The 23,797-nt window shown below is 68.0% G+C and carries 27 protein-coding genes; 9 read left to right on the top strand and 18 right to left on the bottom strand.

The features are described 5' to 3' along the window. Positions 1–77: 77 nt before the first annotated feature. From KUV67_13585 to pssA, 4 genes are read right to left on the bottom strand one after another with little or no spacing between them, the layout of a single operon-like run. Positions 78–1,058, bottom strand: coding sequence for a carbon-nitrogen hydrolase family protein (locus tag KUV67_13585; GenBank protein MBY6205917.1), 981 nt, complete (start codon positions 1,056–1,058; stop codon positions 78–80). Beyond that, entirely contained in the window at positions 1,055–1,549 is a 495-nt protein-coding gene (gene rimI, locus KUV67_13580) for a ribosomal protein S18-alanine N-acetyltransferase (protein MBY6205916.1), read from the bottom strand. Before rimI ends, KUV67_13585 begins: the two co-directional genes overlap by 4 nt. Before the next feature lie 12 nt (positions 1,550–1,561). Next, complete coding sequence (locus KUV67_13575) at positions 1,562–2,089, bottom strand: hypothetical protein (GenBank protein ID MBY6205915.1); 528 nt, start codon at positions 2,087–2,089, stop codon at positions 1,562–1,564. Then, a complete protein-coding gene (pssA, locus tag KUV67_13570) occupies positions 2,086–2,919 on the bottom strand; it encodes a CDP-diacylglycerol--serine O-phosphatidyltransferase (protein MBY6205914.1) in 834 nt (277 codons plus the stop codon). The genes KUV67_13575 and pssA overlap by 4 nt, the downstream gene beginning before the upstream one ends. 212 nt (positions 2,920–3,131) lie before the next feature. Between pssA and KUV67_13565 the strand changes: the two genes are divergently transcribed. Both KUV67_13565 and KUV67_13560 read left to right on the top strand, forming a co-directional pair. Then, entirely contained in the window at positions 3,132–3,581 is a 450-nt protein-coding gene (locus KUV67_13565) for a DUF4124 domain-containing protein (GenBank protein ID MBY6205913.1), read from the top strand. 101 nt (positions 3,582–3,682) lie between these two features. After that, complete coding sequence (locus KUV67_13560) at positions 3,683–5,398, top strand: proline--tRNA ligase (GenBank protein ID MBY6205912.1); 1,716 nt, start codon at positions 3,683–3,685, stop codon at positions 5,396–5,398. Between the two features lie 269 nt (positions 5,399–5,667). Here the strand turns inward: KUV67_13560 and KUV67_13555 are convergent, their stop codons facing one another. The 4 genes from KUV67_13555 to KUV67_13540 all read right to left on the bottom strand — a co-directional run bounded on the left by KUV67_13555 (position 5,668) and on the right by KUV67_13540 (position 9,887). Further along, the gene (locus tag KUV67_13555; GenBank protein ID MBY6205911.1) at positions 5,668–6,777 is read right to left on the bottom strand and encodes a mechanosensitive ion channel family protein; all 1,110 of its coding nucleotides are present in this window, start codon (positions 6,775–6,777) and stop codon (positions 5,668–5,670) included. Further along, positions 6,767–7,753, bottom strand: coding sequence for a hypothetical protein (locus KUV67_13550; protein MBY6205910.1), 987 nt, complete (start codon positions 7,751–7,753; stop codon positions 6,767–6,769). The genes KUV67_13555 and KUV67_13550 overlap by 11 nt, the downstream gene beginning before the upstream one ends. A gap of 113 nt (positions 7,754–7,866) precedes the next feature. Beyond that, positions 7,867–9,378 (bottom strand): alanine:cation symporter family protein, encoded by a 1,512-nt coding sequence (locus KUV67_13545; protein ID MBY6205909.1) that lies wholly within the window; start codon positions 9,376–9,378, stop codon positions 7,867–7,869. A gap of 77 nt (positions 9,379–9,455) precedes the next feature. Further along, positions 9,456–9,887 carry a universal stress protein gene (locus KUV67_13540; protein MBY6205908.1) on the bottom strand — a complete coding sequence of 144 codons (432 nt, stop codon included), beginning with the start codon at positions 9,885–9,887 and terminating at the stop codon, positions 9,456–9,458. Positions 9,888–10,147: 260 nt separating this feature from the next. Here KUV67_13540 and KUV67_13535 point away from each other — a divergent pair, with 260 nt between their 5' ends. Continuing rightward, positions 10,148–11,251: a TonB-dependent receptor gene (locus KUV67_13535; GenBank protein ID MBY6205907.1), complete on the top strand. Its 1,104-nt coding sequence runs from the start codon at positions 10,148–10,150 to the stop codon at positions 11,249–11,251. Positions 11,252–11,292: 41 nt separating this feature from the next. Continuing rightward, positions 11,293–11,790, top strand: coding sequence for a hypothetical protein (locus KUV67_13530; GenBank protein ID MBY6205906.1), 498 nt, complete (start codon positions 11,293–11,295; stop codon positions 11,788–11,790). Between the two features lie 42 nt (positions 11,791–11,832). Here KUV67_13530 and KUV67_13525 read toward each other — a convergent pair whose 3' ends face one another. From KUV67_13525 to KUV67_13505, 5 genes are all read right to left on the bottom strand, one after another. Beyond that, positions 11,833–12,180, bottom strand: a complete 348-nt coding sequence (locus KUV67_13525; protein ID MBY6205905.1) for a hypothetical protein — start codon at positions 12,178–12,180, stop codon at positions 11,833–11,835. A gap of 30 nt (positions 12,181–12,210) precedes the next feature. Next, on the bottom strand, positions 12,211–13,545 hold the full coding sequence (locus KUV67_13520) for a HAMP domain-containing histidine kinase (GenBank protein ID MBY6205904.1): 1,335 nt from the start codon (positions 13,543–13,545) through the stop codon (positions 12,211–12,213). After that, positions 13,529–14,215 carry a response regulator transcription factor gene (locus KUV67_13515; GenBank protein MBY6205903.1) on the bottom strand — a complete coding sequence of 229 codons (687 nt, stop codon included), beginning with the start codon at positions 14,213–14,215 and terminating at the stop codon, positions 13,529–13,531. Before KUV67_13515 ends, KUV67_13520 begins: the two co-directional genes overlap by 17 nt. A gap of 184 nt (positions 14,216–14,399) precedes the next feature. Further along, complete coding sequence (locus KUV67_13510) at positions 14,400–15,524, bottom strand: PilT/PilU family type 4a pilus ATPase (GenBank protein ID MBY6205902.1); 1,125 nt, start codon at positions 15,522–15,524, stop codon at positions 14,400–14,402. Between the two features lie 55 nt (positions 15,525–15,579). Continuing rightward, complete coding sequence (locus KUV67_13505) at positions 15,580–16,617, bottom strand: type IV pilus twitching motility protein PilT (GenBank protein MBY6205901.1); 1,038 nt, start codon at positions 16,615–16,617, stop codon at positions 15,580–15,582. A gap of 101 nt (positions 16,618–16,718) precedes the next feature. Between KUV67_13505 and KUV67_13500 the strand changes: the two genes are divergently transcribed. From KUV67_13500 to KUV67_13485, 4 genes are all read left to right on the top strand, one after another. Next, positions 16,719–17,426 carry a YggS family pyridoxal phosphate-dependent enzyme gene (locus KUV67_13500; GenBank protein ID MBY6205900.1) on the top strand — a complete coding sequence of 236 codons (708 nt, stop codon included), beginning with the start codon at positions 16,719–16,721 and terminating at the stop codon, positions 17,424–17,426. A 74-nt stretch (positions 17,427–17,500) separates the two neighbouring features. Further along, positions 17,501–18,313 carry a pyrroline-5-carboxylate reductase gene (gene proC / locus KUV67_13495; GenBank protein MBY6205899.1) on the top strand — a complete coding sequence of 271 codons (813 nt, stop codon included), beginning with the start codon at positions 17,501–17,503 and terminating at the stop codon, positions 18,311–18,313. Further along, a complete protein-coding gene (locus KUV67_13490) occupies positions 18,313–18,858 on the top strand; it encodes a YggT family protein (GenBank protein ID MBY6205898.1) in 546 nt (181 codons plus the stop codon). Before proC ends, KUV67_13490 begins: the two co-directional genes overlap by 1 nt. Before the next feature lie 173 nt (positions 18,859–19,031). Further along, positions 19,032–19,499 carry a DUF4426 domain-containing protein gene (locus tag KUV67_13485; GenBank protein ID MBY6205897.1) on the top strand — a complete coding sequence of 156 codons (468 nt, stop codon included), beginning with the start codon at positions 19,032–19,034 and terminating at the stop codon, positions 19,497–19,499. A gap of 51 nt (positions 19,500–19,550) precedes the next feature. Here KUV67_13485 and KUV67_13480 read toward each other — a convergent pair whose 3' ends face one another. Further along, positions 19,551–20,030, bottom strand: coding sequence for a TerB family tellurite resistance protein (locus tag KUV67_13480; protein ID MBY6205896.1), 480 nt, complete (start codon positions 20,028–20,030; stop codon positions 19,551–19,553). An 82-nt stretch (positions 20,031–20,112) separates the two neighbouring features. Between KUV67_13480 and trmH the strand changes: the two genes are divergently transcribed. Continuing rightward, a complete protein-coding gene (trmH, locus tag KUV67_13475; GenBank protein MBY6205895.1) occupies positions 20,113–20,739 on the top strand; it encodes a tRNA (guanosine(18)-2'-O)-methyltransferase TrmH in 627 nt (208 codons plus the stop codon). Positions 20,740–21,049: 310 nt separating this feature from the next. Here trmH and pdxH read toward each other — a convergent pair whose 3' ends face one another. The 4 genes from pdxH to KUV67_13455 all read right to left on the bottom strand — a co-directional run bounded on the left by pdxH (position 21,050) and on the right by KUV67_13455 (position 23,739). Then, positions 21,050–21,634: a pyridoxamine 5'-phosphate oxidase gene (gene pdxH / locus KUV67_13470; protein MBY6205894.1), complete on the bottom strand. Its 585-nt coding sequence runs from the start codon at positions 21,632–21,634 to the stop codon at positions 21,050–21,052. Continuing rightward, positions 21,631–22,458 (bottom strand): SDR family oxidoreductase, encoded by an 828-nt coding sequence (locus KUV67_13465; GenBank protein ID MBY6205893.1) that lies wholly within the window; start codon positions 22,456–22,458, stop codon positions 21,631–21,633. Before KUV67_13465 ends, pdxH begins: the two co-directional genes overlap by 4 nt. Position 22,459: 1 nt before the next feature. Beyond that, complete coding sequence (gene xrtH / locus KUV67_13460) at positions 22,460–22,999, bottom strand: exosortase H (GenBank protein MBY6205892.1); 540 nt, start codon at positions 22,997–22,999, stop codon at positions 22,460–22,462. 104 nt (positions 23,000–23,103) lie between these two features. After that, positions 23,104–23,739: a DNA-deoxyinosine glycosylase gene (locus tag KUV67_13455; GenBank protein MBY6205891.1), complete on the bottom strand. Its 636-nt coding sequence runs from the start codon at positions 23,737–23,739 to the stop codon at positions 23,104–23,106. Between the last annotated feature and the right edge of the window lie 58 nt (positions 23,740–23,797).

Below are 23,797 nucleotides of genomic sequence, written 5' to 3'. Positions count from 1 at the left end.
CCCTGCAATCGGAATCCGTGGGCGAATCCGGCCAACGCGGGCCGCCGGTGCTGTCCGTGAACCCGCTGGAGCCGGCCTCAGTCGTCCTCGAACCGTCCCAGCCGCTGGCGCCGGCGATCGACGCGGAGTTCGAACACGTCGGGCCGCGAATAGTGGCCGGCCGCATCGAAGCTCTGGCGAGCGCGCCGGACCGCAGAGGAATCGATCTCGGCGACGAACACCCCGGAGGCGTCCAGCACCGGTTCGAGCACCCACTCGCCGTCGGGCCCGGCGACGCAGGAACCTCCGCGCGCCCACGGCAGGTCCCGGGATGCGGCGTTCAGGGCGTCGGCCTGCGGCAGGCCGGCGAGCCGTCGTGCATCGAGATCTCCGGCCCGCATCAGGCCCGAGACCGACAGCACGAAGCTGCGTCCTTCGCGCGCCATGAAGCGGGTGATGTCGGCCGTGTTTCGAGGATTGCCCGGCCAGATCGCGACGTGCAGGTCCTCGCCCTGGGCCTGCAGGCTGGCGCGGGCCAGGGGCATCCAGTTCTCCCAGCAGTTCAGCGCCCCGACCGTGAAGCCGTCGAGCGGCCAGGTCCGCAGGCCGTGACCGTCGCCCACGGCCCAGACCAGCCGCTCCTCGTGGGTCGGCATCAGCTTGCGATGCACGGCGCGGACCTCGCCCGACGGATCGATCGAGACCGCGCTGGCGTAGACGCTCTCGCCGCGCTCGGAAGGCCGTTCGAGCACGCCGAGGACCACGGCAATGGCGCTGCGACGCGCCGCCTCCACGACTCCATCGAGGTGGCCGGCATCGAGGTCCACGGCCTGGTCGACGTAATGCGCCCACAGCTCGGCCTGGACCGGGGACTCGAAGCGCGCGCCGTCGGTGCGCTCGACCCAGAACGGATAACCGGGAACCAGGCACTCGCCGAACGCGACCAGGCGGGCGCCCTCGGCGGCCGCCGTCTCGATCGCGGCGACCACCCGGTCCAGGGTGGACGCCCGATCCAGCCAGGCCGGAGCGATCTGCGCCGCCGCGATCCGGATTCGTCCTTCGGGGCTTCGACCGCTCATTCCACGTTATCCGGCCCGACGGCCCGGTCGTCGAGGTGACGGACCATGACCAGCGCGTCCTCGCGGCCGTCGTCGGCCGGGTAGTAGCCCGGTCGTTTGCCGATCACCCGGAAGTCGTTCCTTCGATAGAGCTCGATCGCGCGACGGTTGCTCGGCCGGACTTCGAGAAACAGGCGATGCGCCTTGAGCAGGCGAGCCTCGACCAGCGCGGTGTCGAGCAGGCTGCGCGCAAGACCGGTGCCGCGCAGTGAAGGTGCGACGCACAGATTGAGCAGGTGGGCCTCGCCGGCCGCAGCCGACAGGATCATGTAGCCGCCGATGCCGCGATCGACCTCCGCGACCCGGCAACAGTAGCCGACCCTCATGCAGTCGGAGAAGACGCCCCGGGTCCACGGGTAGGGATACGACGCCTCTTCGATCTCGTGGACGGTTCGCACGTCGTCCCGGCGCATCGGCCGGATGGCGATCTCGGGCTGGAGGACCGCGGCCATCGGGGCTCGCCGTCAAGCCGCCGGCAGCAGTGGACGCAAGGCCTGCCAGAGCGCCTTGCGCGCGGAACCGGACTCGCGGAGTTCGGTCAGCCGGGGCAGATTCAGCACCGCCGGATGCTCCACCGACCCGCCGCCGAAGTCGAGGACCCACTCGATACCGCGCTCGGGCCAGTCCTCGGCCGCGACCCCGGACTCGGCACTGTCGGACCAGCGCCCGAAGCGGACCTGGTCGATCCCGAGCAGACCGCGCAGGTCGTCGAGGAAGCGCTGGTCCTCGGCCGCGCCCGCATCATCGATCAGTAGCAGCCAGCGGCCGCGCCCGGAGGCCAGCCGGATTCGCGGGCCTGCCGCGGCCCTCGACGGCGCGCCGGTCGTTCCGCAGTCGACTCCAGTGCCGGTCGGTGACCCGCTCGCGGATCCGGAGGATGCCTGTGCGGCAGCGTCCGACGCGGTCCCGGCGGCGGGCTCGCGGTCCCGCCGGACCCAGACGTCGATGTCCATTGCCGCCAGGCGGCGACGCGAGCTCGGCGCGACGGTCATCGGCCGTCGCGGCGCCGCCGGCGCCGCTGCTGGTAGCGGCCGTGGACGGTCAGAACCAGGCCGGAGGTCACGTACAGCACCCCGATGGTGAACAGCACCGCTGGAACGTCGATCGCCAGCAGCACCAGGACTACCAGCAGCAGGAAGATCCAGGCGATCGGGACCCGTCGCTCCCGCGAACCACCGCCCTTGAAGCTCGCGTAGCGCACGCGCGAGACCATCAGCGCGCCGAGCACCACAGTCAGCACCAGCATCGACCAGGCGACGCTTTCGGCGTCGATGGCGCGGCTTTCGAAGAACCAGATCGTGGAAACCAGCGTCCCCGCGGCGGCGGGGCTGGCCAGGCCCTGGAAGTAGCGCTTGTCCGCGACTCCCGCCTGCGTATTGAAGCGGGCCAGGCGGAGCGCGCCGCAGGCCGTGTAGAAGAACGCCACCAGCCAGCCGATCTTCTGGCCGAGCGGGCCGGCGACTTCCAGCGTTGCCAGCGACCAGCTCCAGACCAGCAGCGCAGGCGCGAGGCCGAAGGACACGAGGTCCGACAGGCTGTCGTACTGCGTGCCGAACTGCGACTGGGTCCCGGTCAGGCGGGCGACCCGGCCGTCGAGCCCGTCCAGGACGCCGGCGATGACCACCGCGATGCAGGCCGCGACCGTGTCTCCGCGAACCCCGGCGATGATCGCGTAGAAGCCCGCCATCAGCGCGGCCGTGGTCAAGGCGTTCGGCAGCAGGTACGCGCCGCGCGCCAGCGGGCCGTTCGATTCCGAATTGGGTGCGTTCACGCGTCTCCTCGGCTGTTGGCCGTCGAGCGGGTTCGTACGCGCTCGGCGCATCGATCCGCACGCCTATCCTAAACGCAATTGCAGACGATGCCGCTGCGACGTGAACGCCCCTGCGGCCGCCGGGTGGACAGGAACGGGCCGAGGATGGAGTCGACGCCGTTGGCGACGAAGAGCGAGGGGATCGCGGCAACGTGCCCTTGCATCCGGCAACCGTCTGCCGCTACTCTCGACGTTCCTTCGATGACTACAGCGGGCGGTACTCGATGAACATCCTGAAGATCGCAGGGCTGGCCCTGGTGCTGGCGGCTTCGACGTCTGGATGGGGGCAGACCTTCTACAAGTGGACCGATGACGAGGGCACGACCCACTTCACTGCAAGCCCTCCGGACGACCGCGACTACGAGACGGTCAACACCTCGATCAGCGTGGTCAGCCGCGTCGGAGGTTCGACGGCGCCCGAACCCGCCCCCGAGGACGAGGAAGAGGCCGCCGACGAGGCGCAGATGCCACGTCAGGGCGAGCCCGATCCGGAGCAGGTCGCGGCCCGTTGTACCCAGGCCCGCGAGAACATGTTCTGGCTGCAGAACCGCCGGCGGATCGAGGTCGAGCGCGCCGACGGGACGATCGAGTACGTCGAGGGCGAGGACCGGGAAGCGATGATCGCCGAAACCCAGGCGTTCATCGACCAATGGTGCGACGAGCAGGCCGGCTGAGCGCCTCCGCGGTTCGAATCCACGGGGCCGGCCATCCCGGTCGGCCCACCCCGGCAAACTGGTAGACTTGCGGGCTTGTTCCCGCTATCCGGTTTCGTCCGATGAAGACCACCGCCTACCACCTCGCCACGCTGCGCGAGGTCCCCGCCGATGCCGAAGTGGTCAGCCACCAGCTGATGCTGCGCTGCGGCATGATCCGCAAGCTCACCTCGGGCATCTACACCTGGACGCCGCTGGGCCTGCGGGTCCTGCGGCGGGTCGAGCGGGTCGTGCGCGAGGAAATGGACGCCTCGGGTTGCCTGGAACTGCTGATGCCCTCGGTGCAGCCTTCCGAACTCTGGAAGGAAAGCGACCGCTGGGACAACTTCGGACCGCTGCTGCTGAAGATGACGGACCGCGCCGGGCGCGAATACGCCTTCGGACCGACGCACGAGGAAGTCATTACCGAGTTCGCCCGGGCGGAGTTGCGCTCCTACAAGCAGCTGCCGATCTGCTTCTACCAGATCCAGACGAAGTTCCGTGACGAGATCCGGCCTCGCTTCGGCGTGATGCGGGCCCGCGAGTTCCTGATGAAGGACGGCTACTCGTTCCACATGGACGAGGCCGGCCTGGACGCGTTCTACCAGGTCATGTACGCGACCTACACGAGAATCTTCCAGCGCCTGGGCCTGGAGTTCAAGGCGGTCAAGGCCGACTCCGGCAACATCGGCGGCGCGACCAGCCACGAGTTCCACGTGCTGGCCGAATCCGGCGAGGACCTGATCGCCCACGTCGAGAACGGCGATTACGCCGCAAACGTCGAGCTTGCCGAAGCCGTCTGCAACGACGAGCGCGCGGAGCCCTCGGAGGACCTGCGCGTGGTCGATACGCCGGACGCCCGTACCATCGCCGCGCTGGTCGAGCAGTTCGATGTACCGATCGAGAAGACGATCAAGACACTGGTCGTGCACGCGGCCGAGGATCAGGACTTCGACCTCGTCGCGCTGCTGGTGCGCGGCGACCACGAACTCAATGCGGTCAAGGCCGAGAAGCTCCCGCAGGTCGCCAGTCCGCTGGTCATGGCCAGCGAAGAGGAGATCCGCGCGGCGATCGGCGCGGGTCCGGGCAGCCTGGGCCCGGTCGAGCTGCCGATCCCCGCCGTCGCCGACCGCACCGTGGCCGCGATGAGCGACTTTTCCGCCGGCGCGAACGTCGATGGGCAACACCACTTCGGCATCAACTGGGAACGCGACGTGCCGCTGCCCGAAGTCGCGGACCTGCGCAACGTCCGGGCCGGCGACCCGGCGCCCGACGGGTCCGGGCCGCTGTCGCTGATCCGCGGCATCGAGGTCGGCCACATCTTCCAGCTGGGTACCAAGTACTCCGCGGCGATGAACGCCGTGGTCATGGACGAGAACGGCCGCGGCCAGCATCCCTGGATGGGCTGCTACGGCGTCGGGGTGTCGCGTATCGTCGCGGCGGCCATCGAGCAGAACCACGACGAGCGCGGAATCATCTGGCCGGAACCGCTGGCCCCGTTCTCGATCGCCCTGCTGCCGCTGAACCACCACAAGTCGACGCGGGTGAGGCAGTTCGCCGACGCACTGTACGAGAAGCTCACCGCCGCCGGCATCGACGTGCTGATGGACGACCGTCCGCTGCGCCCGGGCGTGATGTTCGGCGACGTCGAACTGCTCGGCATTCCCCACGCCCTGGTCATCGGCGACAAGGGCCTGGACAACGGCATCGTCGAATACCGCCGCAGGGGCGGCGAAGGCGGCGAGGTGAAGGTGGACGAAGTGGAAGCCTTCGCGCTCGAACTCGCGGGCAAACGCTGATCAGCGAAAGGCCGTTTACCGCAGATTACGCAGATAAACGCAGATTAAAACAACGAAGCTTGGTCGACAGCCGAGCACAACGGACGACATGCGGAGTGCAGTGCGTCGTTCATTCGGACCGGCAGGTGGCACTCTTCTTAAGCCACTGCTGCGACCGGAATCGCGCCGAAGAAGAATATGAAGAGAGGCCGCAGCCGCCGTACTGCAAGCAGCCTCGCTTGCCTTCATCTGCGTCCATCTGCGTTCATCTGCGGTAGAACATCCAGCGCTCAGGCTTCGTTCACGTCGCCGGCCCCCGAGCGCATCCAGACGTCGCGTTGCGGGAAGGGAATTTCGATGCCGGCGCGGTTCAGTTCCTTGTAGATCTTCATGTAGAGCTGGTGGCTGACCAGGCCGCGCAGGGCCGGTTGCTTGACCCAGCACAGCAACTCGAAGTCCAGGGAGGAATCGCCGAAGCCGCGCATCCGTACACGGGGCTTGGGGTCCTGGACCACCGTGTCGTGCTCGAACGCGATCGTCTCGAGCAGCTCGACGACCTCATCGACGTCCGAGCCGTAGGCCACGCCGATCTTGAGCCGGATCCGGAAGCGCTCCCAGCGCCCGCCCGACTCGTTGACCACCTTCGCGTTGGCCATCGCCGAGTTCGGCATGATCACCTCGACGTCGTCGCGGGTCAGGATCCGCGTCGAGCGCATGCCGACCTTGGTCACCTCGCCACGTTCTCCGGTGTCGAACACGATGTAGTCGCCGACCTTGTACGGCGTGTCGGCGATGATGAAGAAGCCCGCGAACAGGTTGGCCAGGGTTTCGCGCGCCGCGAAGCCGATCGCGATGCCGAGCACGCCGGCCGAAGCCAGCCATGCGGTCGGATCGATGTTCCAGACCATCAGCAGCGCATAGGCCGCGATGCCGATGACCAGCACGTTGGCCAGCAGGTCGAACAGCGGCAGCGTTCTCGCCTCGAACATCGGGTAGCGATTGCGCACGGCCGCCAGGACCTGCAGCCCGATGTGCGCCGCGCGCATGCCGCTGCGCATCAGGCGCAGGATCAGCACCGTGACCAGCAGCCGCGTGATGATCGTCTCGGCCTTCTCCGGCAGCCCCAGCACCTGGATCGCAGCGACCAGCGCGAGATAGCCGATGACGAAGGCGCCGACGTTGCCGACGACCTGCAGCATGCTCTCTGCCAGGTCGCCGGGCAGCGGCCGGACCAGGCGACCGACCGCGTGGAGCAGGACCAGGCGCGCGACCACGCCCACCGCGATCCCGACCAGCGCGATGGTCAGGGCAAGCGCGGCCGGATAGGCCGAGAGGAACTCCCAGGCCGGGTGCAGCACGCCCGGCAGCCAGCCGGGCACCACGTTCAGTTCATCGTTCACGTCGTGCTTCCGCCGCTCGTGGTTTCGAGGATCCGTGCTCCGACGCGCTCTTCTGCGCCCCGGGACCGAGATGCTCGGTGCCTCGCGCCCGGGCCAGGGCGACCTGGCGGGCACGCTCCCGGAGGCTGTTCAGGCGGTTCTCGTCGAAGACCTCTCCACACGCGAGGCAGCGGCGGTCCTCGATCGGCGGCAGGCCGGCCGGATCCAGCGCATCGGCCGGCCGCCGACAGCCGATGCAGACCGTACGGCCCGTGGGACGAAGGCGCGCATCGACGCTGACCCGGTCGTCGAACACGAAGCACTCCCCCGTCCAGCGCGACGCCTCGGGGGGTACGCGGGCAAGGTAGCCGAGGATCCCGCCGTGGAGCTGGTAGACCTCGGAAAAGCCCTCGCTCTCCATCCACAGGCTGGCCTTCTCGCATCGGATACCGCCGGTGCAGAACATCGCGACCGGACGGTCCGGATCCAGTTCGCGCCGGGCCCAGTCCTTGAACTCGGCGAAGCTCTCGGTCCCGGGATCGATCGCGCCGGCAAAGGTCCCCAGTTCGTATTCGTAGTGGTTTCGCGTATCGACCAGCTGAACGTCGTCCCTCGCCAGCAACGCGTTGAATGCGTCCGGGTCCAGCGCACGACCTCGGCCGCCCTTCGCCGGGCTCGCCTCCGGATCGAAGGTCACGATCTCGGGTCGGATACGGACCTTGAGCCGTCGGAACGGCGGTGTATCGACGCGCTGCCGGTTCAATACCGGCCGGTCCACGCCGAGACGCCCGGCCATCCAGGCCAGCGCCTCGTCGAGTGCGGCAGCGCGGCCGCTCAAGCTGAAGTTGATGCCCTCGGGCGCCAGCAGTACGGTTCCCCGCAGGTCGAGGCGTTCCAGCGCCTTGATCAGTCGCGCACGGGCCAGGGGAAGCTGGCCGAGGGGCAGGAACCGATAGCCGGCGACCAGCTCGAGGTCCGGAGCGGAAGAATCGATCATGGCGCCATTGTAACCAGCCGTACGAGGCCCGGGCCGGCGCCGAGGGCGCCTGTACCGTCGCTTCGAAGAGAGGCCGCCGGGGCGTCGACCGCCCCGGCGGATCGAGCCCACCGTTACTTGTAGGTCTGCAGGCGCCCGGCCTTGTAGTCGGCCCAGTAGGTCTTGAGTTCGCGCTTCACGACCGGCGCGAGGAGATATACGCCGATCAGGTTGGGCAGCGACATCGCCAGGATCATGGCATCGGCGAAGTCCATCACGGAGGCCAGGTTGATCGACGAACCGACCACGATCGCAGCCAGCACGATCAGTTTGAAGAGGTTCTCCTTCGACTTGCCCTCACCGAACAGGTAAGTGAAGGACTTCAGGCCGTAGTAGGACCAGGAAATCGTGGTCGAGAACGCGAACATCAGCACCGCGACCAGCAGCACGACCGGGAACCAGTCGAAGGCCGACGCGAAGGCGCGCGAGGTCAGCGCAACCCCTTCGATCGTGCTGCCGTCGGCCATCGAGCCGGTGATGATGATCACCAGCGCCGTGATCGTGCAGACCACGACCGTGTCGATGAACGGTTCGTACAGGGCGACCAGCCCTTCCGTGACCGGCTTGTCGGTGCGCACCGCGGAATGGGCGATCGCCGCCGAGCCGACGCCGGCCTCGTTGGAGAAGGCGGCGCGACGGAAACCGAGGATCAGTACGCCGATGAAGCCGCCGTAGACACCCGAGGGATCGAAGGCACCCTCGAGGATCGCCTTGAACGCGGTCGGGACCTGATCGACGTTCATGCCGATGATCAGCAGGCCCGAGGTGACGTACAGGATCGCCATCAGCGGCACGACCTTTTCGGTCACGCGAGCGATCGACTTGATTCCGCCGATGATCACCAGGCCGACCAGGGCCGCGATGACCAGCCCGAACAGCCAGCCGTAGCCGTTCAGCGCGCTCGTCTCGCCGCCGGTGACGTTGACCAGCTGGCTGAACGCCTGGTTGGTCTGGAACATTGCTCCGGCGCCGAGCGTGCCGCCGATGCAGAACACCGCGAAGACCATCGCCAGCACCTTGCCGACCACCTTCAGGGACGGATATTCGGCCGCCAGGCCTTTGCTGAGGTAGTACATGGGGCCGCCCGAAACGGTGCCGTCCTCGTACTCGTTGCGGTATTTCACGCCCAGCGTGCACTCGACGAACTTTGTGCTCATGCTGAGCAGGCCGGCCAGGACCATCCAGAAGGTCGCCCCCGGACCGCCGATCGAGACCGCCAGGGCAACGCCCGCGATATTGCCGAGGCCGACGGTGCCGGACAGCGCGGTGGCCAGGGCCTGGAAATGGGTGACTTCGCCGGCCGCGTCCGGCGGGGTGAAGTCGCCGCGAACCAGCCGGAACGAATGCTTCATCGCACGCAGATTGATGAACCCGAAGTACAGGGTGAAGATCAGCGCGGCGACGACCAGCCAGGCGACGATGAAGGGGACCCCCTGATCGACGAAGGGAAGCGGGATCTCCCAGAAGATCGCGGCGGAGAGACCGTCGGACAGCGGGGTGACGATGCGGTCGATGACGCTGTCGACGCCTTCCTGCGCCAGCGCGGGCGTCGACGCCAGCAGGGAGGCCATGAGCGCGGCCAGCATCGGGCCGCAGCGGAAACGTGTCATGGATCGATTCCTGTTCGAGGACGGAGAGTGATTCAGGGCCGGATCGGCAGCGATCACGGGACGACCAGCACCGGGCAGGACGCGGTCTGGACCAGCGCTGCGGCCGTGCCGCCGAAGAACCGGGTCTTCATCGGCGTGTCGCCGGAGCGGCCGATGATGATCATGGCCACGTCGTGCTCGTCGGCCAGGGCGGTCAGCGTCTTCGCCGGGTGACCGTGACGAGCGAGGCCGCGAGCCTTGACGCCGGCCCGGTCCAGGGACTCGAGGCGGGGCTCGAGAATCTTGGTCCGCGCGATCGACAGCTCTTCTTCCCGACGGCGGTGCCGCTCGGCATTTTCCTGCGCGGTCGAGAAGGTGAACGGCGACCAGGAAATCACGTAGCAGACCAGCAGCTCGGCGTCGGCCGCGGCGGCGTGCGCCCGTGCGGCATCGAGCGCCCGATCGCCGCATTCACTGCCGTCGATTCCAACCAGGAAACGGCTCATGGAAGTTCCTTTCCGTCAGGGATGCAAGCCGACAAAGCTACCCAAGGCGTGCAGCTTTTGCAAACCCACCGCGGGCGGCTTGGCCGACATTCCTGCCTCGCGGCGTTCGAAAGTCTGCCTAAATGATTGATTTTCACAAGACTGTCGAGGCATCATGCGATAAAACCGATGCACCGATCGGCAAAACTTCCGCGGAATCGCGCGGTCCGAGACGGGTAATGGAGCGTTACTGGACCAATTCGTGGGGGAACCGAGTCGCCGTGAGCGGCCTCGCGGCCTGCTGCGCGCTGTCAGCCGTCCTGGTCGCCGGCCCGGTGTCGGCCCAGGCGGATCACGGCGAAACGCCGCCGCCATCGTCCCTGTCCGCCACGGTCGAGAACGAAGCGGCGATCCTGCCGACGACCCGCACCACAAATCCATCTGCCTCACGCTCCGCGCTTCGACTGCCCGTCGACGCGGTCGTGGACACCGGCCGCGTTCGCTTCGACCCCGTCCGCCCGGTGGCCGACGGCCGTCCCCGCCTGGCCGCGACGCTGGCCTTCGACACGGTCTCCGACACCATTGCGGGCCCGGGCTTCGCGACCGGCGCCGAGCCGGCCTTCTCGTGGTCCCTGGACGCCTGGGAGATGAATACGGCCAGCCTCGCGCATGTCCAGTGCAGCCGGGCAACCCGACGGCTGGAGTCGTTCCTGGTCGAGGACTGCCGCATCATCGACCGGCCGCTCCCCGACAACGCGGGCAGCCTGGTCCAGGTCCGGGGCCAGTGGCTCGCCGCGCCCGGCCTGCAGATCGGCGCCGGCGCCTTCGCCGGTCGCGACGCTCCGGGCGGCCCGCTGCAGCCGGCCGCGATCACCTCGGCGATCGACCCGACGATTCCGGTCTCGGAATCGGTCGAGGGCGTGAACATGAACATCAGCTTCGGCCTGCAGACCCGCCGCGTCGGCGACCTGCTGCTGGATCTCCAGCTGGAGCGCTATCGCCGCTCCCAGCCGTCGTTCGCGACCGATCTCGGCCTCGTCCCGCTGGTCGAAGGCGGCCTACCGGTCGGCTACGCCGGCGACGACGTCCAGACCGCGGGGCGGCTCGGCATCGGCTGGCAACTCGATCGCTTCCGCGCCGACCTGACCGGTCAGTACCGCGAGCTTCCCTACTGGCTGGGCGAGCAGGCGCGCGGCCAGGGGTTCTCGTCGTTCGACATCGAACTGTCCTGGCGCGCTCCGGCCAACGCGTCGATCAGCGTCGGCGTGAGCAACCTGCTCGACCAGCGCCCCGACGACGTCGACGGAGCGGATGCGGCGCTGGATGCCTCGATCGACCGCATCTACGGCAGAATTCCCTACGTTCGCTACAAGCATGACCTGTAGAATGCCCGGTCATTGAACGCACCGAATCCCTGGACCCCACCGTGAAACGAATCGCAACCTTCGCCCTGGCGGCGTCGCTCCTGGCCGCAGCCGCTCCCCTGTCCGCGCAGGACGACATCGGCTTCTCTTCCCTGGAAGAACGCATGACCGCCGCCGAATTCCGCGCGGCCGGGCTCGACAAGCTCAGCGACGCCGAGCTCGCGGCGCTGAACGCGTGGATCCGGGCGCGTTCGCTGGCCGAGGAAGAGGCCCTGGCGCTGATCGAACGCCAGCGCGAGGAAGCGGCCGGACCGGGGCCGATCGACCGCATGCCCCAGGAGCCGTTCGAGGCCCGGATCGTCGGCGAGTTCTCCGGCTGGAGCGGAAAGACGGAATTCGTCCTCGACAACGGGATGGTCTGGCAACAGACCGGTAACGACCGCTACACCACCCCGCCGATGGAGAATCCCAGGGTGCTGATCCGCCCCGCCCTCCTCGGCAACTGGACGCTGCAGGTCGAAGGCTTCAACAAGCGCACCAACGTCGAACGGATTCGCTGACCGACCGTTCCCCGGCCCTGGATGCGCGAAGGGCCGTGTACCTCAGCCGCCCGTATCGGGGCGGCCGAAGAACTTCAGCCAGACCAGCCATCCCCAGGCGGCCAGGTAGCCGACCAGGCCGAGGCCCAGCAGTCCGCCGGCCACCGACGGCACCGGCAAGCCGAGGCCCTGTGGCGGCGCCAGCCACCACCACACCATGCCGACGACCACCAGCGTCATGGCCAGGTAGGTGAAATTCCGCGCGCGGTAGGCCTGGGCGCGCCAGCGGCGGATCGCGAGGCGATCGCGCTCCTCCTGGCTGAGCTGACCGATCGGGGTATGGCAGTTGGGGCAGGCCTGCGCCTTGGACGACATGCGCGAGGAGCAGGAGGGGCAGCGAATGATGGCCATGGCAGTCGTGGGGCGTGAATCGACCGACGATTATGCCTGACCGGCGTGGCCGTCCGGAGCTCGCTCCGACGCGCCTTCGATCGTATCCATGTCCGGATAGAACGCGACGTCGACATCCAGTCCGGAGCGATCGCGACGGTTCCGGAACGTGATTCGCCAGCCGTAGAGGTCGCTGAGGCGTTTGACGATCGACAGGCCCAGCCCGGATCCCTTGCCGCCGGATTCGCGACCGCGGAAGTGGCGATCGAACACGTGTGGAAGCTCCTCGGCCGGTATGCCGGGGCCGGTGTCGAGGATCCGGACGTGGCCGGGCACGATGCGCACTTCCACCCGCCCTTCGTGGGTGTAGCGCACCGCGTTGCCGAGAAGGTTGCCGAGCACCACGGCAAGCACCGCTTCCGGCGCGATCACGCTGAGCCGGGCATCGTGGACGACCTCGAGATCGAGTTCGCGATCGGCGACCAGCGGCCGATAGTTGTCCATCAACTGCTCGGCGACGTCACCGACGTCCTGCTTGGTCGCCTCGCCCGCCGAGCCGCGCTCGGCGCGGACCAGGTGCAGCAGCGCCGTGGTGATATCGGTCGACTGGCGTGCTGCGCGGGCGATCCGGAGCAGGCGCTCACGGGTCCGGTCCGGCAGGTCGGGCTGGGCCAGGAGCAGCTCGGTGGCGCCGGAGATCACCGCCAGCGGCGTGCGCAACTCATGCGACACATCGGCATTGAACGCCTTGTCCCGTTCGACCAGTTCATGCAGTTTCAGGGCGTACTCGTCGACCACGGCGGCGAGCTGCCCGACCTCGTCATCCGGGAAGTGCCGCGCCAGGTCCAGCCGCCCCTCGTTACCCTCCAGGGCCTTCAGCCGCCGGGCGAGGTTCGACACGGGCGCCATCACCCGGCCCGCGGACCACACGCCAAGCGCCAGCGAAAGCAGGGAGAACAGCGCGATCGCGACCAGCAGCGCGATCACCAGGCGCCGGGCCAGCTCGCGATTCTCCGAGACGTCGTAGGTCAAAAACGCCCAGACGTCGGGATCCTTTCGCACCGCGGCCTTGTACATGGCGCCGTTGTCGCGCACGTCGTGGACCCCCGTCGGCAGTTCCCGGAACGACTCGGGCACGATCTCGGCTCGACCGGGCCGGGTAACGTAGCCCTGGATGCGCGAGTAGAACGGTTCGACCAGCGACGGGTCCTGGCGCAGCTCGGTCAGGTACTGATCGAGCTCCTGTTCGAGGGTTCGCGCGATCAGGGCGTCCTCGAGCTGGCTCTGGACGAGCAGCACGGCAACGGCGAACAGCACGCTGAGCAGCGTGCCGAACAGCACGAACGATCCGATGATCCGGGATCGGAGCCTATGCCGGTAGGTCATCCGGATCGACGAGGCTGTAGCCGATGCCGTGGCGGGTGCGGATCATCGGCTGGTCGAAGGGCTTGTCGATGGCTGCGCGCAGACCGTGGATGTGCACGCGGAGGCTGTCGCTGTCGGGCAGTTCCTCACCCCAGACGTGGTGTTCGAGGTCACGCCGCGTGACCACGGCGGGCGACGCCGACATGAGCTTCTCGAGCAGCTTGAGGCCGATCGGGTTGAGGTCGATCTGCTTGCCGGCGCGCGACACCGTGAGCGTCTGCAGGTCGAAGTGGAGGTCCCCGACGTCGAGTTCGCGCGGCGCGATGCGCTGTCCGCGCCGCGCCAGCACTTCGAGCCGGGCCTCCACCTCCCGCAGCTCGAAGGGTTTCACCAGGTAGTCGTCGGCGCCCGAGTCGAAGCCGGCGAGCTTGTCGTCGATCTGGTCACGCGCGGTCAGCATCAGCACCGGGGTCTCCTTGCGGCCTTCCTCGCGCAGCCGCCGGCAAACCTCGAACCCGTCCAGACCGGGAAGCTGGAGGTCGAGCACCATGGCGTCGAATTCGTGCGCCAGGGCGAGCCGCAGGCCGGTCACCCCGTCGAAGGCGTAGTCGACTTCGTGGTCGCGGTCGCTGAGGTAGTCGCCCAGGTTGGCTGCGATATCCCGGTTGTCCTCGATGATCAGAATGCGCATGGTCCAGCTCCTGTTCCCCCGACACGGCCGTCGCATAAAAAAGCCCGGGCGCTCGGCCCGGGCTCAAGAATGCCCCGTTTCCGTAATCACTAGCAGTGCACTACAGTCACTCGACCGATCATGCTTCACGGTCTGCCGACAGCTTACGAAAGAAGCGGTTAAGCGACCGTTAACGCCTCGGACGTCAATCGTGGTCGAGCAGGTCCACATCGCGAAGCCCCTCGGACAGCGATTCGGCATCGCCGCCTTCGCTGAGCTTGACCGCGAGACGCACCTCGTTGGCCGAATCCGCGTGACGAACCGCTTCGTCGTACGAGATCAGGCCTTCCTGGTAGAGCTTCAGCAGGCTCTGGTCGAAGGTGACCATTCCATGGTGGGTGGAGTCCTTCATGATCTGCTTCAGCTCGTCGATCTTGCCCTTGCGGATCTTCTCCTGGACCAGCGGGCTGTTGAGCAGGATCTCCAGCGCGACATGGCGCCGCGAACCGTCGAGTGAGGGAATGAGCTGCTGGGCGACCACGGCCTTCAGGTTGAAGCTCAGGTCCAGCAGCACCTGCTGATGACGATCTTCCGGGAAGAAGTGCAGGATGCGGTCCATCGCCTGGTTGGCGTTGTTGGCATGCAGGGTGGTCAGGCAGAGGTGGCCGGTTTCGGCAAAGGTGATCGCGTGCTCCATCGCCTCGCGGGTCCGGACCTCGCCGATGAGGATCACGTCCGGCGCCTGGCGCAGCGTGTTGCGCAGCGCAATCTCGAACGATTCCGTATCGATCCCCACCTCGCGCTGGGTAACGATGCAGCGACGATGGCGATGCACGTATTCGATCGGATCCTCGATCGAGATGATGTGACCGGTGGAATTCTCGTTGCGATGGCCGATCATCGCCGCCAGCGTGGTCGACTTGCCGGTCCCGGTCGCACCGACCATGACGATGATGCCGCGCTTGGTCATGGAAATATCGGCCAGGCCCGGCGGCAGATCCAGTTCCTCGAAGCTCGGGATGCGGGTCTCGATCCGGCGGCAGACCACGCCGATGGAGTTGCGCTGGTAGAAGGCGCTCATCCGGAAGCGGGCGAAGCCCTCGATCGAGATCGCGTACTGCAGTTCGCGCTCCCGCTTGAACTGCTCGACCTGCTCTTCGTTCATCGTGCCGAGCACGATGCTGGTCGCCGCCTCCTTGCTCAGCGGTTCGCGATTGACCGGCTTGATCTTGCCATTGACCTTGATGCACGGCGGTGCACCGACCGTGATGAACAGGTCGGAACCTCGCTGCTCGTGCAGCATCTTCAACCAGCTGTCGATCACACTCATGGAGAACTCCGTCCTTCCGTGGATTGCGGCACGAGTCGAGGCTTGAACCGTCCGATCAGGCGAAGGCCTGCTTGTCGACCGCCTTGCGGCGCGCCTCGGGTTTGGCGACCAGGCCGCGGCGCACGAGCTCGCTCAGGCTCTGGTCGAGCGTGGTCATGCCGACGTTCTGACCGGTCTGGATCGCCGAGTACATCTGGGCGACCTTGTCTTCGCGGATCAGGTTGCGGATCGCCGGCGTCGCGATCATGATCTCGTGGGCCGCCACCCGACCGCCGCCGACCTTCTTCATCAACGTCTGCGAGATGACGGCGCGCAGCGACTCGGAAAGCATCGAGCGGACCATTTCCTTTTCCTCGCCGGGGAAGACGTCGATGATCCGGTCGATGGTCTTGGCCGCCGAGGAGGTATGCAGGGTACCGAACACGAGGTGACCGGTCTCGGCGGCGGTCAGCGCGAGCCGGACCGTCTCCGTATCGCGAAGCTCGCCGACCAGGATGATGTCGGGGTCCTCGCGCAGCGCCGAGCGCAGCGCCTGATTGAATCCCTTGGTGTCCTTGTGGACCTCGCGCTGGTTGATCAGGCACTTCTTCGAGGAATGGACGAATTCGATCGGGTCTTCGATCGTGAGGATGTGACCCGCCACGTTCTTGTTGAGGTGATCGACCATCGCGGCCAGCGTGGTCGACTTGCCCGAACCCGTCGGCCCGGTCACCAGCACCAGCCCGCGCGGCACATCGATGATGTCGCGGAATACGGGCGGCGCCTGCATGTCTTCGAGGGTCCAGATCTCGTTCGGGATGACGCGGAACGCCGCGCCGGTGCCCCGGTCCTGGTGATAGGCGTTGACGCGGAAGCGCGCGAGGCCCGGCACCTTGTAGGAGAAGTCGACTTCCAGCTCGGCCTCGAAATCGCGCCGCTGGTGATCGTTCATGACCGAGTAGATCAGGTCGGCCATTTCCTTGGTTTCGATCGCCGGAACGTTGATCCGGTGGATGTCCCCGTCGACGCGGATCATCGGCGGCAGGCCTGCCGACAGGTGGAGGTCGGAGGCGTTGTTCTTGACGGTAAACGCAAGCAGTTCGGTAATATCCATGACGGTCCCCGGTTCGGCCGCCGGAGCCGCTGCACGCTCGCACGCAGCCCGGCCAGATGCACTGGGTTCCGATCATACCCTCAAGCGGCTTCAACGACAAAATGCCCGGATCCGAAGACCTGATCGACCGATTGAACGAGGTGCGGGCCCGCATCGACGCGGCCTGCCGGGCCTGTGACCGGGACCCGGGGTCGGTGCGCCTGCTGGCCGTCAGCAAGACCCGCGGAAGCGACGAGGTCCGCGCGATGCACGAGCTCGGCGTCGAGGCCTTCGGCGAGAACTACGTCGACGAAGCGGTCGCCAAGCAGGACGCCCTCGGCCCGAGGCAACCCGAGTGGCATTTCATCGGCCCGGTCCAGTCGAACAAGACGCGCACGCTGGCCGAGCGCTTCGACTGGGTCCAGAGCGTCGATCGGGTCAAGATCGCGCGGCGCCTCGCCGACCAGCGCCCCGCGGACCGCCCGCCGTTGAACGTGCTGGTCCAGGTGAACATCGACGACGAGGCGCAGAAGTCGGGTTGCGCGCGGGACGACGTGGTCGAACTGGCCGCCGACGTGCTCGCACGCCCGACGCTGGTCCTGCGCGGCCTGATGGCCATACCCGCCGCGACCGAATCGCCCGAGGACGCGCGCCCCGCCTTCGCTCGCCTGCGCGCCCTGCTCGACCGGCTGCGGGACGAATTCCCCGAGCACCGCGCCCGGTTCGACACGCTGTCGATGGGCATGTCGTCCGACCTCGAATCCGCGATTCGCGAGGGCGCCACCGTGGTCCGCATCGGTACCGCCCTGTTCGGCCCGCGCCCCGGCTGATCACCCACCGTTCGTCCATCCTTCGCCCGTAGACCGTCCATCGTGGTCGACCGTCGTGCTTTAGAATCCCCGGCATGAAACAGACAATCACCTTCATCGGCGCCGGCAACATGGCCCAGGCGCTGATCGGCGGCTTGCTGGCCGACGGTCACCCTTCCGAGCGGTTGCGCGCCGCCGACCCCGACCCCGCGACGCGTCAGCGCGTGGGCGAGCTCGGTGCGATTCACGTGACCGACGACAACCTCGAGGCGGTCGATGGCGCCGACGTCGTCGTGCTGGCCGTCAAGCCGCAGGTCATCGACCGCGTCCTCGCGTCCATCGCCGATGCGCTGAGCCCGGAAGCCGTCGTGGCCAGCGTGGCGGCCGGGATCCCGGTCGAGCGCCTGCAGCGCGGCCTGGGCGGCCCGCGCCCGGTGGTCCGCGTGATGCCGAATACGCCGGCCCTGCTCGGCCAGGGCGCGACCGGGCTGTACGCCGCGCCGGCGTGCAGCGACGAGCAGCGCGCCGCGGTGCGATCGCTGTTCGGCGCGGTCGGCGCCGTGGTCGAGGTCGACGACGAAGCGCTGATGGACGTGGTCACCGCGATCTCGGGGTCCGGCCCGGCCTACTTCTTCGCGCTGGCCGAGGCATTGGCGCGCGCCGGGATCGACGCCGGCCTGCCGCCGGACGCGGCGCGCACGCTGGCCGACCGGACTGCCGCAGGCGCAGGCGCCATGCTGGCCGACGGCGAAACCGACGCCGGCACCCTGCGCGAGCGCGTGACGTCGCCGGGCGGAACCACGGCGGCGGCCCTCGACCAGTTCAGCGCCGACGGCCTGCCGGCGATCGTCGCCCGTGCCGTCGATGCCGCGATCCGGCGCGGCCGGGAGCTGGGGAGCGCCGACTGATGGGCGGGTCGGTCGGCAACGCCTTCGCCTTCCTCGTCGAAACGCTGTTCAGCCTCTACCTCGCCGCACTGATGCTGCGCGTGCTGGTCGAGGCGGTCGGTGCCGACTACTACAACCCCATCTGCCAGGTCCTGCTCACGATCACCGAACCGCTGGTCGCACCGCTGGCCCGGGTCGTTCCCCGCTTCGGCCGATTCAACACCGCCGCGGTGATCTGGTTGTTCGTCCTGCAGTTCATCGCGCTGGCGGCGGTGCTGGCGATCGGGGGCTACGCGCTGCCGGTGGCCGACATGCTGCTGGCCACCCTGCTGCGCCTGATCCGGATGCTGCTGATGATGTACCTGGTGCTGATCATCGCCGAGGTGATCCTGTCCTGGGTCGGCGGCGGCATGCGCCATCCGATCATTCCGCTCATCTACCAGCTCACCCGTCCCGTCCTGGAACCGATCCGCCGGGTGCTGCCGTCGCTCGGCGGCATCGACCTGTCGCCGCTGGTCGCGTTGATCGGAATCCAGTTCCTGATGATCCTCATCGGAATTCGCTGACGCGCGAAGGGCCGACGTCGCTCGCTTGCTTCGATCGGTCGCCGCGGAGTAGCATCGAAGGCGTAACGGTCGCTCCCTGCCATCGATGCGGGCCGTCGACGCAGGCCGTGCCTGTCGCACGGGACCGTCACCCGATTTCGCCATCCGACCGATCGTCACCGAAGGAGACCGCCATGCGCACCCTGCCCTCGTTCCGACCGATGCCCCCGGCGACTCGCTGGTTGCTGTTCGCGATGTTGTCGGCCGCGCTGACCGGTCCCGCCTTCGGCCAGCAGGCCGAGACCTTCGGTCCCTACCGGGTCCACTACAACGCCCTGAACACCAACATGCTGACGCCGGAGGTCGCCCGCGCCTACGGCATCCAGCGGGCCGGTACCCGGGCGATGTTGAACGTCACGGTGCTGGATGCCGACGCCGTGGAAGCCGTCCCGGCGCGGATCACCGCGACCGCCACCAACCTGACCGGTCAGCGCCGCGACATCGAGCTGCGCGAGGTCCGCGATCAGGATGCCATCTACTACATCGGAACCTTCCGCGTGCACAACGAGGAAACCCTGAACTTCTCCGTCCAGGTCAGCCCCGAAGGCCACCAGGGCGATCCCTACGCCTTCGATTTCCGCCAGCAGTTCTTCGTCGACTGACGCGAGGCCCGCGGAGCCCTCGCCGCGGCAAGCCCGCACGCCGACAGCGGTTCAGGCCGGGCCCGCCTCGTGCTTGCGTCGGATGAATTCCCGGTGCGGCACCCCCAGCAGGTCGGCCAGGCGCCGCACCAGGTGCTCCTCGTGCCGCCCCACCTCCCCGTCGGCCCAGGCGACCCGCCAGAGCCAGCCGACCAGTTCCGCCCGCTCGTCCACCGACAGGCCGGTTCGCAGCCGATGCGTGTAATCGTGCAGCGAGACCGCGTCTTCGCGCAGCCGCTCGGCCTCGCGCAGCAAGGCGTCGAGGTCCTCGGCCGGCAACTCGAAACGGGCGCGGATCGCACGCTCGATCACGGCCCGCTCGGCCTCGTCCCCGCCGGCATCGGTCACGGAAATCTCGAGCAGCAGGACCGCAGCGGCTCGCGGGAGCGCGTGCGGGTCATCGGCGCGCCGGTCGGCAGCGTCTCGGTCGTGCAGGAGGTCGCGAAGGTTCTGCAGGAAATCGGGCATCGATGAATCCGGGACAGTGGTCATGCGGTGAATCATGGAGGCCGACCGGTCGGACGATCGTTCGACCCATCGACCGCCGGCGGCCAGACAAGGCTACCATTCAGCCATGACGCCGGAACGACGACAACGCATCGAAGCCACGGCCTGCAGCCGCCAGATGGACCTGACCGTGTTCATGGAGCGGGTCCACAAGCCGCACAACCTCGCCGCGGTGCTCCGCACCTGCGATGCCGTCGGCATCCAGCAGGCGCACGCGGTGCCGGGCAGCCACGGCTTGCCGGCCCTGAACAACACCAGCCAGGGCGCCCAGCGCTGGATCGACCTCCACCGCCACGCCGACACCCCCGACGCGATGAAGGCGCTCAAGGACGCGGGCTTCGCCTGCTTCGCAGCGCATTTTTCCGATCGCGCGGTCGATTTCCGCGCCGTCGACTACACCCGGCCGACCGCGCTGGTGCTGGGCACGGAGAAGTTCGGCGTCAGCGACGAGGCCCTGGCGCTGTGCGACGGCGAGGTGATCATCCCGATGATCGGAATGACCCAGTCGCTCAACGTCTCGGTCGCCGCCGCGGTGATCCTGTACGAGGCCCAGCGCCAGCGTGAAGCCGCCGGCATGTACGCACCGCGGGACCCGTCCGGGTCGCCGCAGAAGGAACTGATCGACCGCTGGATCGCCCGCGACCTGGCCCGACGCAAGACGCCGCCTCCCGACAAGGACGAAAATTCGCCTTGATTCGAGTTGGTTACCGCAGATGAACGCGGATAAACGCAGATAGAACCATGTAAAGGGGCGTTGAGAATGCTTGACGGTCCGGCGCAGGAATTCGGGCTCCTGCGGAATCGTTCATGGGTCACCAGGTGGACGCCAGGACAGCGCCGAGATTTCCGGGGAGAACGGCGCCTTCAATCTCCAAACGACCGTTCCGTGGGGCCTTTCAGGAATGCACCGCGCATGAGCGCGACTCGCAGCCAGGCAGCGACGAGAACAGAAGTTTCGCCTTCATCTGCGTCCATCTGCGTTCATCTGCGGTGAATCCCGCAGTTCACGGATAGAGCAGCGACTCCCGCCATTCGCCGTCGGCGGCGGTGAAGCAGATCCGCTCGTGGAGCCGGTACTCGCGGCCGTACCAGAACTCGACGCGGTGCGGATCGACGCGGAAGCCGGACCAGTGCGGTGGGCGCGGGATGTCGCGGCCCTCGTACTCGGCCTCGAGCGCGCGAACGCGATCGAGCAGCTGCTGGCGGGTCTCGAGCTCGCTGGACTGGAGCGACGCCCAGGCGCCGATCCGGCTGCCGCGCGGGCGCGATCGGAAATAGGCATCGGCCTCGGCGTCGCCGACCGGCTTCGCGATGCCGTCGATCAGCACCTGCTCCTCGTGCTCGCGCCACCAGAACACCAGGCTGACGTTCGGATTCTCGGCCAGCTGCCGGCCCTTGCGGCTGCCGAGGTTGGTGTAGAACACGAAGCCGTCGGCATCGACCCCCTTGAGCAGCACCGTGCGCGAGGTCGGCCGGCCCTCGGCGTCGGCCGTGGCCAGGGTCATCGCGTTGGGCTCCGGCAAGCGTGCCTCGCGCGCCCGCGCGAAGCCGTCCTCGAAGCGCTGCAGGATGTCGTCGCTGAGTTTCATGTCAACAGGGCCTCGTAGCCGCGCTCGTAGTCCGGATACTGTAGACGAAGGCCCGTCGCCCGGAGGCGAGCGGACGACACCCGTTTGCCCTGCCCGGCCGACTCGTCAGCCGTAGCGCCGCCTTCGTCGATCGCTTCCGGCGCCGGGACCCCCAGGCGGCGCGTCAGCCAGGCAAGCACCTCGAACTTCGGCGCCGGCCGCTCGTCGGACGCCACCCAGATGCGCCGTTCGGCATCGAGCGTCAGCAGGTGGGCCAGGGCAGCAACAGCATCATCGGCATGAATCCGGTTGGTCCATTGCGGCGGCGTTCGCCGGCAGTCGACGCCGCCGGCACGGAGTTTCCGCACCAGCGCATCGCGGCCGGGACCGTAGAGGCCGGAGAACCGGACCACGAGACCGTCCGCGTCCAGCGCGATCCGCTCGCCGTCCAGCAACACGCGCCCGTTGAAGCGTTCGGGTTCGGTGACCGAGTCCTCGTCGACCCATTCGCCGCGGTCCTGGCCGTACACGGCGGTGCTGGAGACGAACAGCAGCCGGGGGGTACGCACCCGCTCCAGCAGGTGGGCCAGGCCGGTGCAGTAGGTGGCCCGGTAGGCCGCCTCGTCGAAGGCGCCCGGCGTGGCCGTGTAGATCACCGCGTCCCAGTCGCGCGCCAGGCCGTCGAGGGTCCCGGGGTCGAGCAGGTCGGCGCTCAACGCCCCCATCCCGCTCGGCAGCTTTCCGACGTTGCGGCGCAGGCCCGTGACCGACCAGTCGTCGCCCAGCCTCGCGTACAGGCGGGCGCCGAGATCCCCGCAGCCGGCGATCAGCAGCCGGCGAGCCATGTCACGCCGCTTCGGGGGCGGCACCGTCCGGCGGTCCACCGCCGTCGCCGTCGTCCTTGCGCTTCGGTGGCGGCAGCGTCCGCAGCCAGATCAGCCAGACGACCAGCGCGTCGAGAATGATCAACGCCTGCCAGAGGTAGAGATGGAACCAGTTGAACCAGGTCATGTTCCACTGGCCGAGGTAGAACAGGCTGATGATGCGGACCAGGTTCAGGGCCTGGATGGCCACGAAACCGATCGCGAAGCCGACCAGCTTGTTCTTCAGCGGCGCCGGAAACGCGAACATCGCCGCGAACAGGATGATCAGCGCTTCGACGCCGTTGCAGCCGGGTTCGATGCTCACCGCGAAGCCGGTCTCCAGGTCGCGGATGATCTTGCCCATCGAATCCACACCGTTGTCGAACAGCTCGATCAGCGTGACGCTGACCCAGGCAATCCCGGAAGTGAACGGCAGGATGACGTGCTCCTGGACCGGCCGCAGCACCTCGATGGTGAACAGCGAGACCAGCAGGACGATGAACAGGATGAAGAAGCGGACCATGGAATCCATCCGGGGCAACGATTCGGGCCGCTAGGATACCTGCATCGGAGAGGCCGCGCGGCGAGATCCTGCCCGCTCGAGCCAGGAGGGCGCATTCGCGCGGATCAGCGGTCGCCGTCGACGGGCGCCAGCGCCGGGCCGAGCTGCGCGTGCCAGGCGCGACGCTTGTCCTCGAGGCCGAGTCGCGCGTTGGCCGGGGAAGTCGAGGGCAGGCGGACGCGGCGGATCGCGCGGGCGCCGGAGCCGAGCCGCGGCAGCACGCGGCGCCGGAACTCCTGTTCGGCACGCGCTCCGTTGAACGCGATCAATGCCAGTTGCCGACAGCGGTCGATCAGGCCGGGGAGATCGTTGACCTCGACCGAATCGGCCTCGATGCTCGAATCCAGGCTGCCGGCGCGCCGGCAGCGCCCGATCACGTCCCACAGCGCGATGCCGCGTTCACGAAGCGCATTCAGCCGTGCCGCGTAGGGCCGCGACGGCGGCTGGCCGATCACGGGACCGACGATTGGCCAGAACGCGTTGCGGGGGTGGGCGTAGTAGCGCGCCTCGTCCAGCGAGCGCACCCCCGGCATGCTGCCGAGCACCAGCACCCGGGCGTCGTCGCGGACGACCGGCGGCAGGCCGGTCAGGAGGCTCGACGACCTGTCCGTATCTCGCGCCTCGGAAGCGTCGTCACCGCGATCGATCGCGGTGTCGGGACCTGCAGGGTCTGCAGGGTCGGGCGTCGGCGTGCGCGGCATCGAAGTACTGTAGCATTCGGGATTGGCCGTTCGACTTGCCGACCCGACTGTGGAACCC

It is taken from the genome of Halomonas denitrificans, assembly GCA_019800895.1.
Lineage (GTDB): Bacteria > Pseudomonadota > Gammaproteobacteria > Xanthomonadales > Wenzhouxiangellaceae.
The sequence above is the reverse complement of the archived record's forward strand: the minus strand, read 5'-3'. Positions and strand labels throughout refer to the sequence as shown.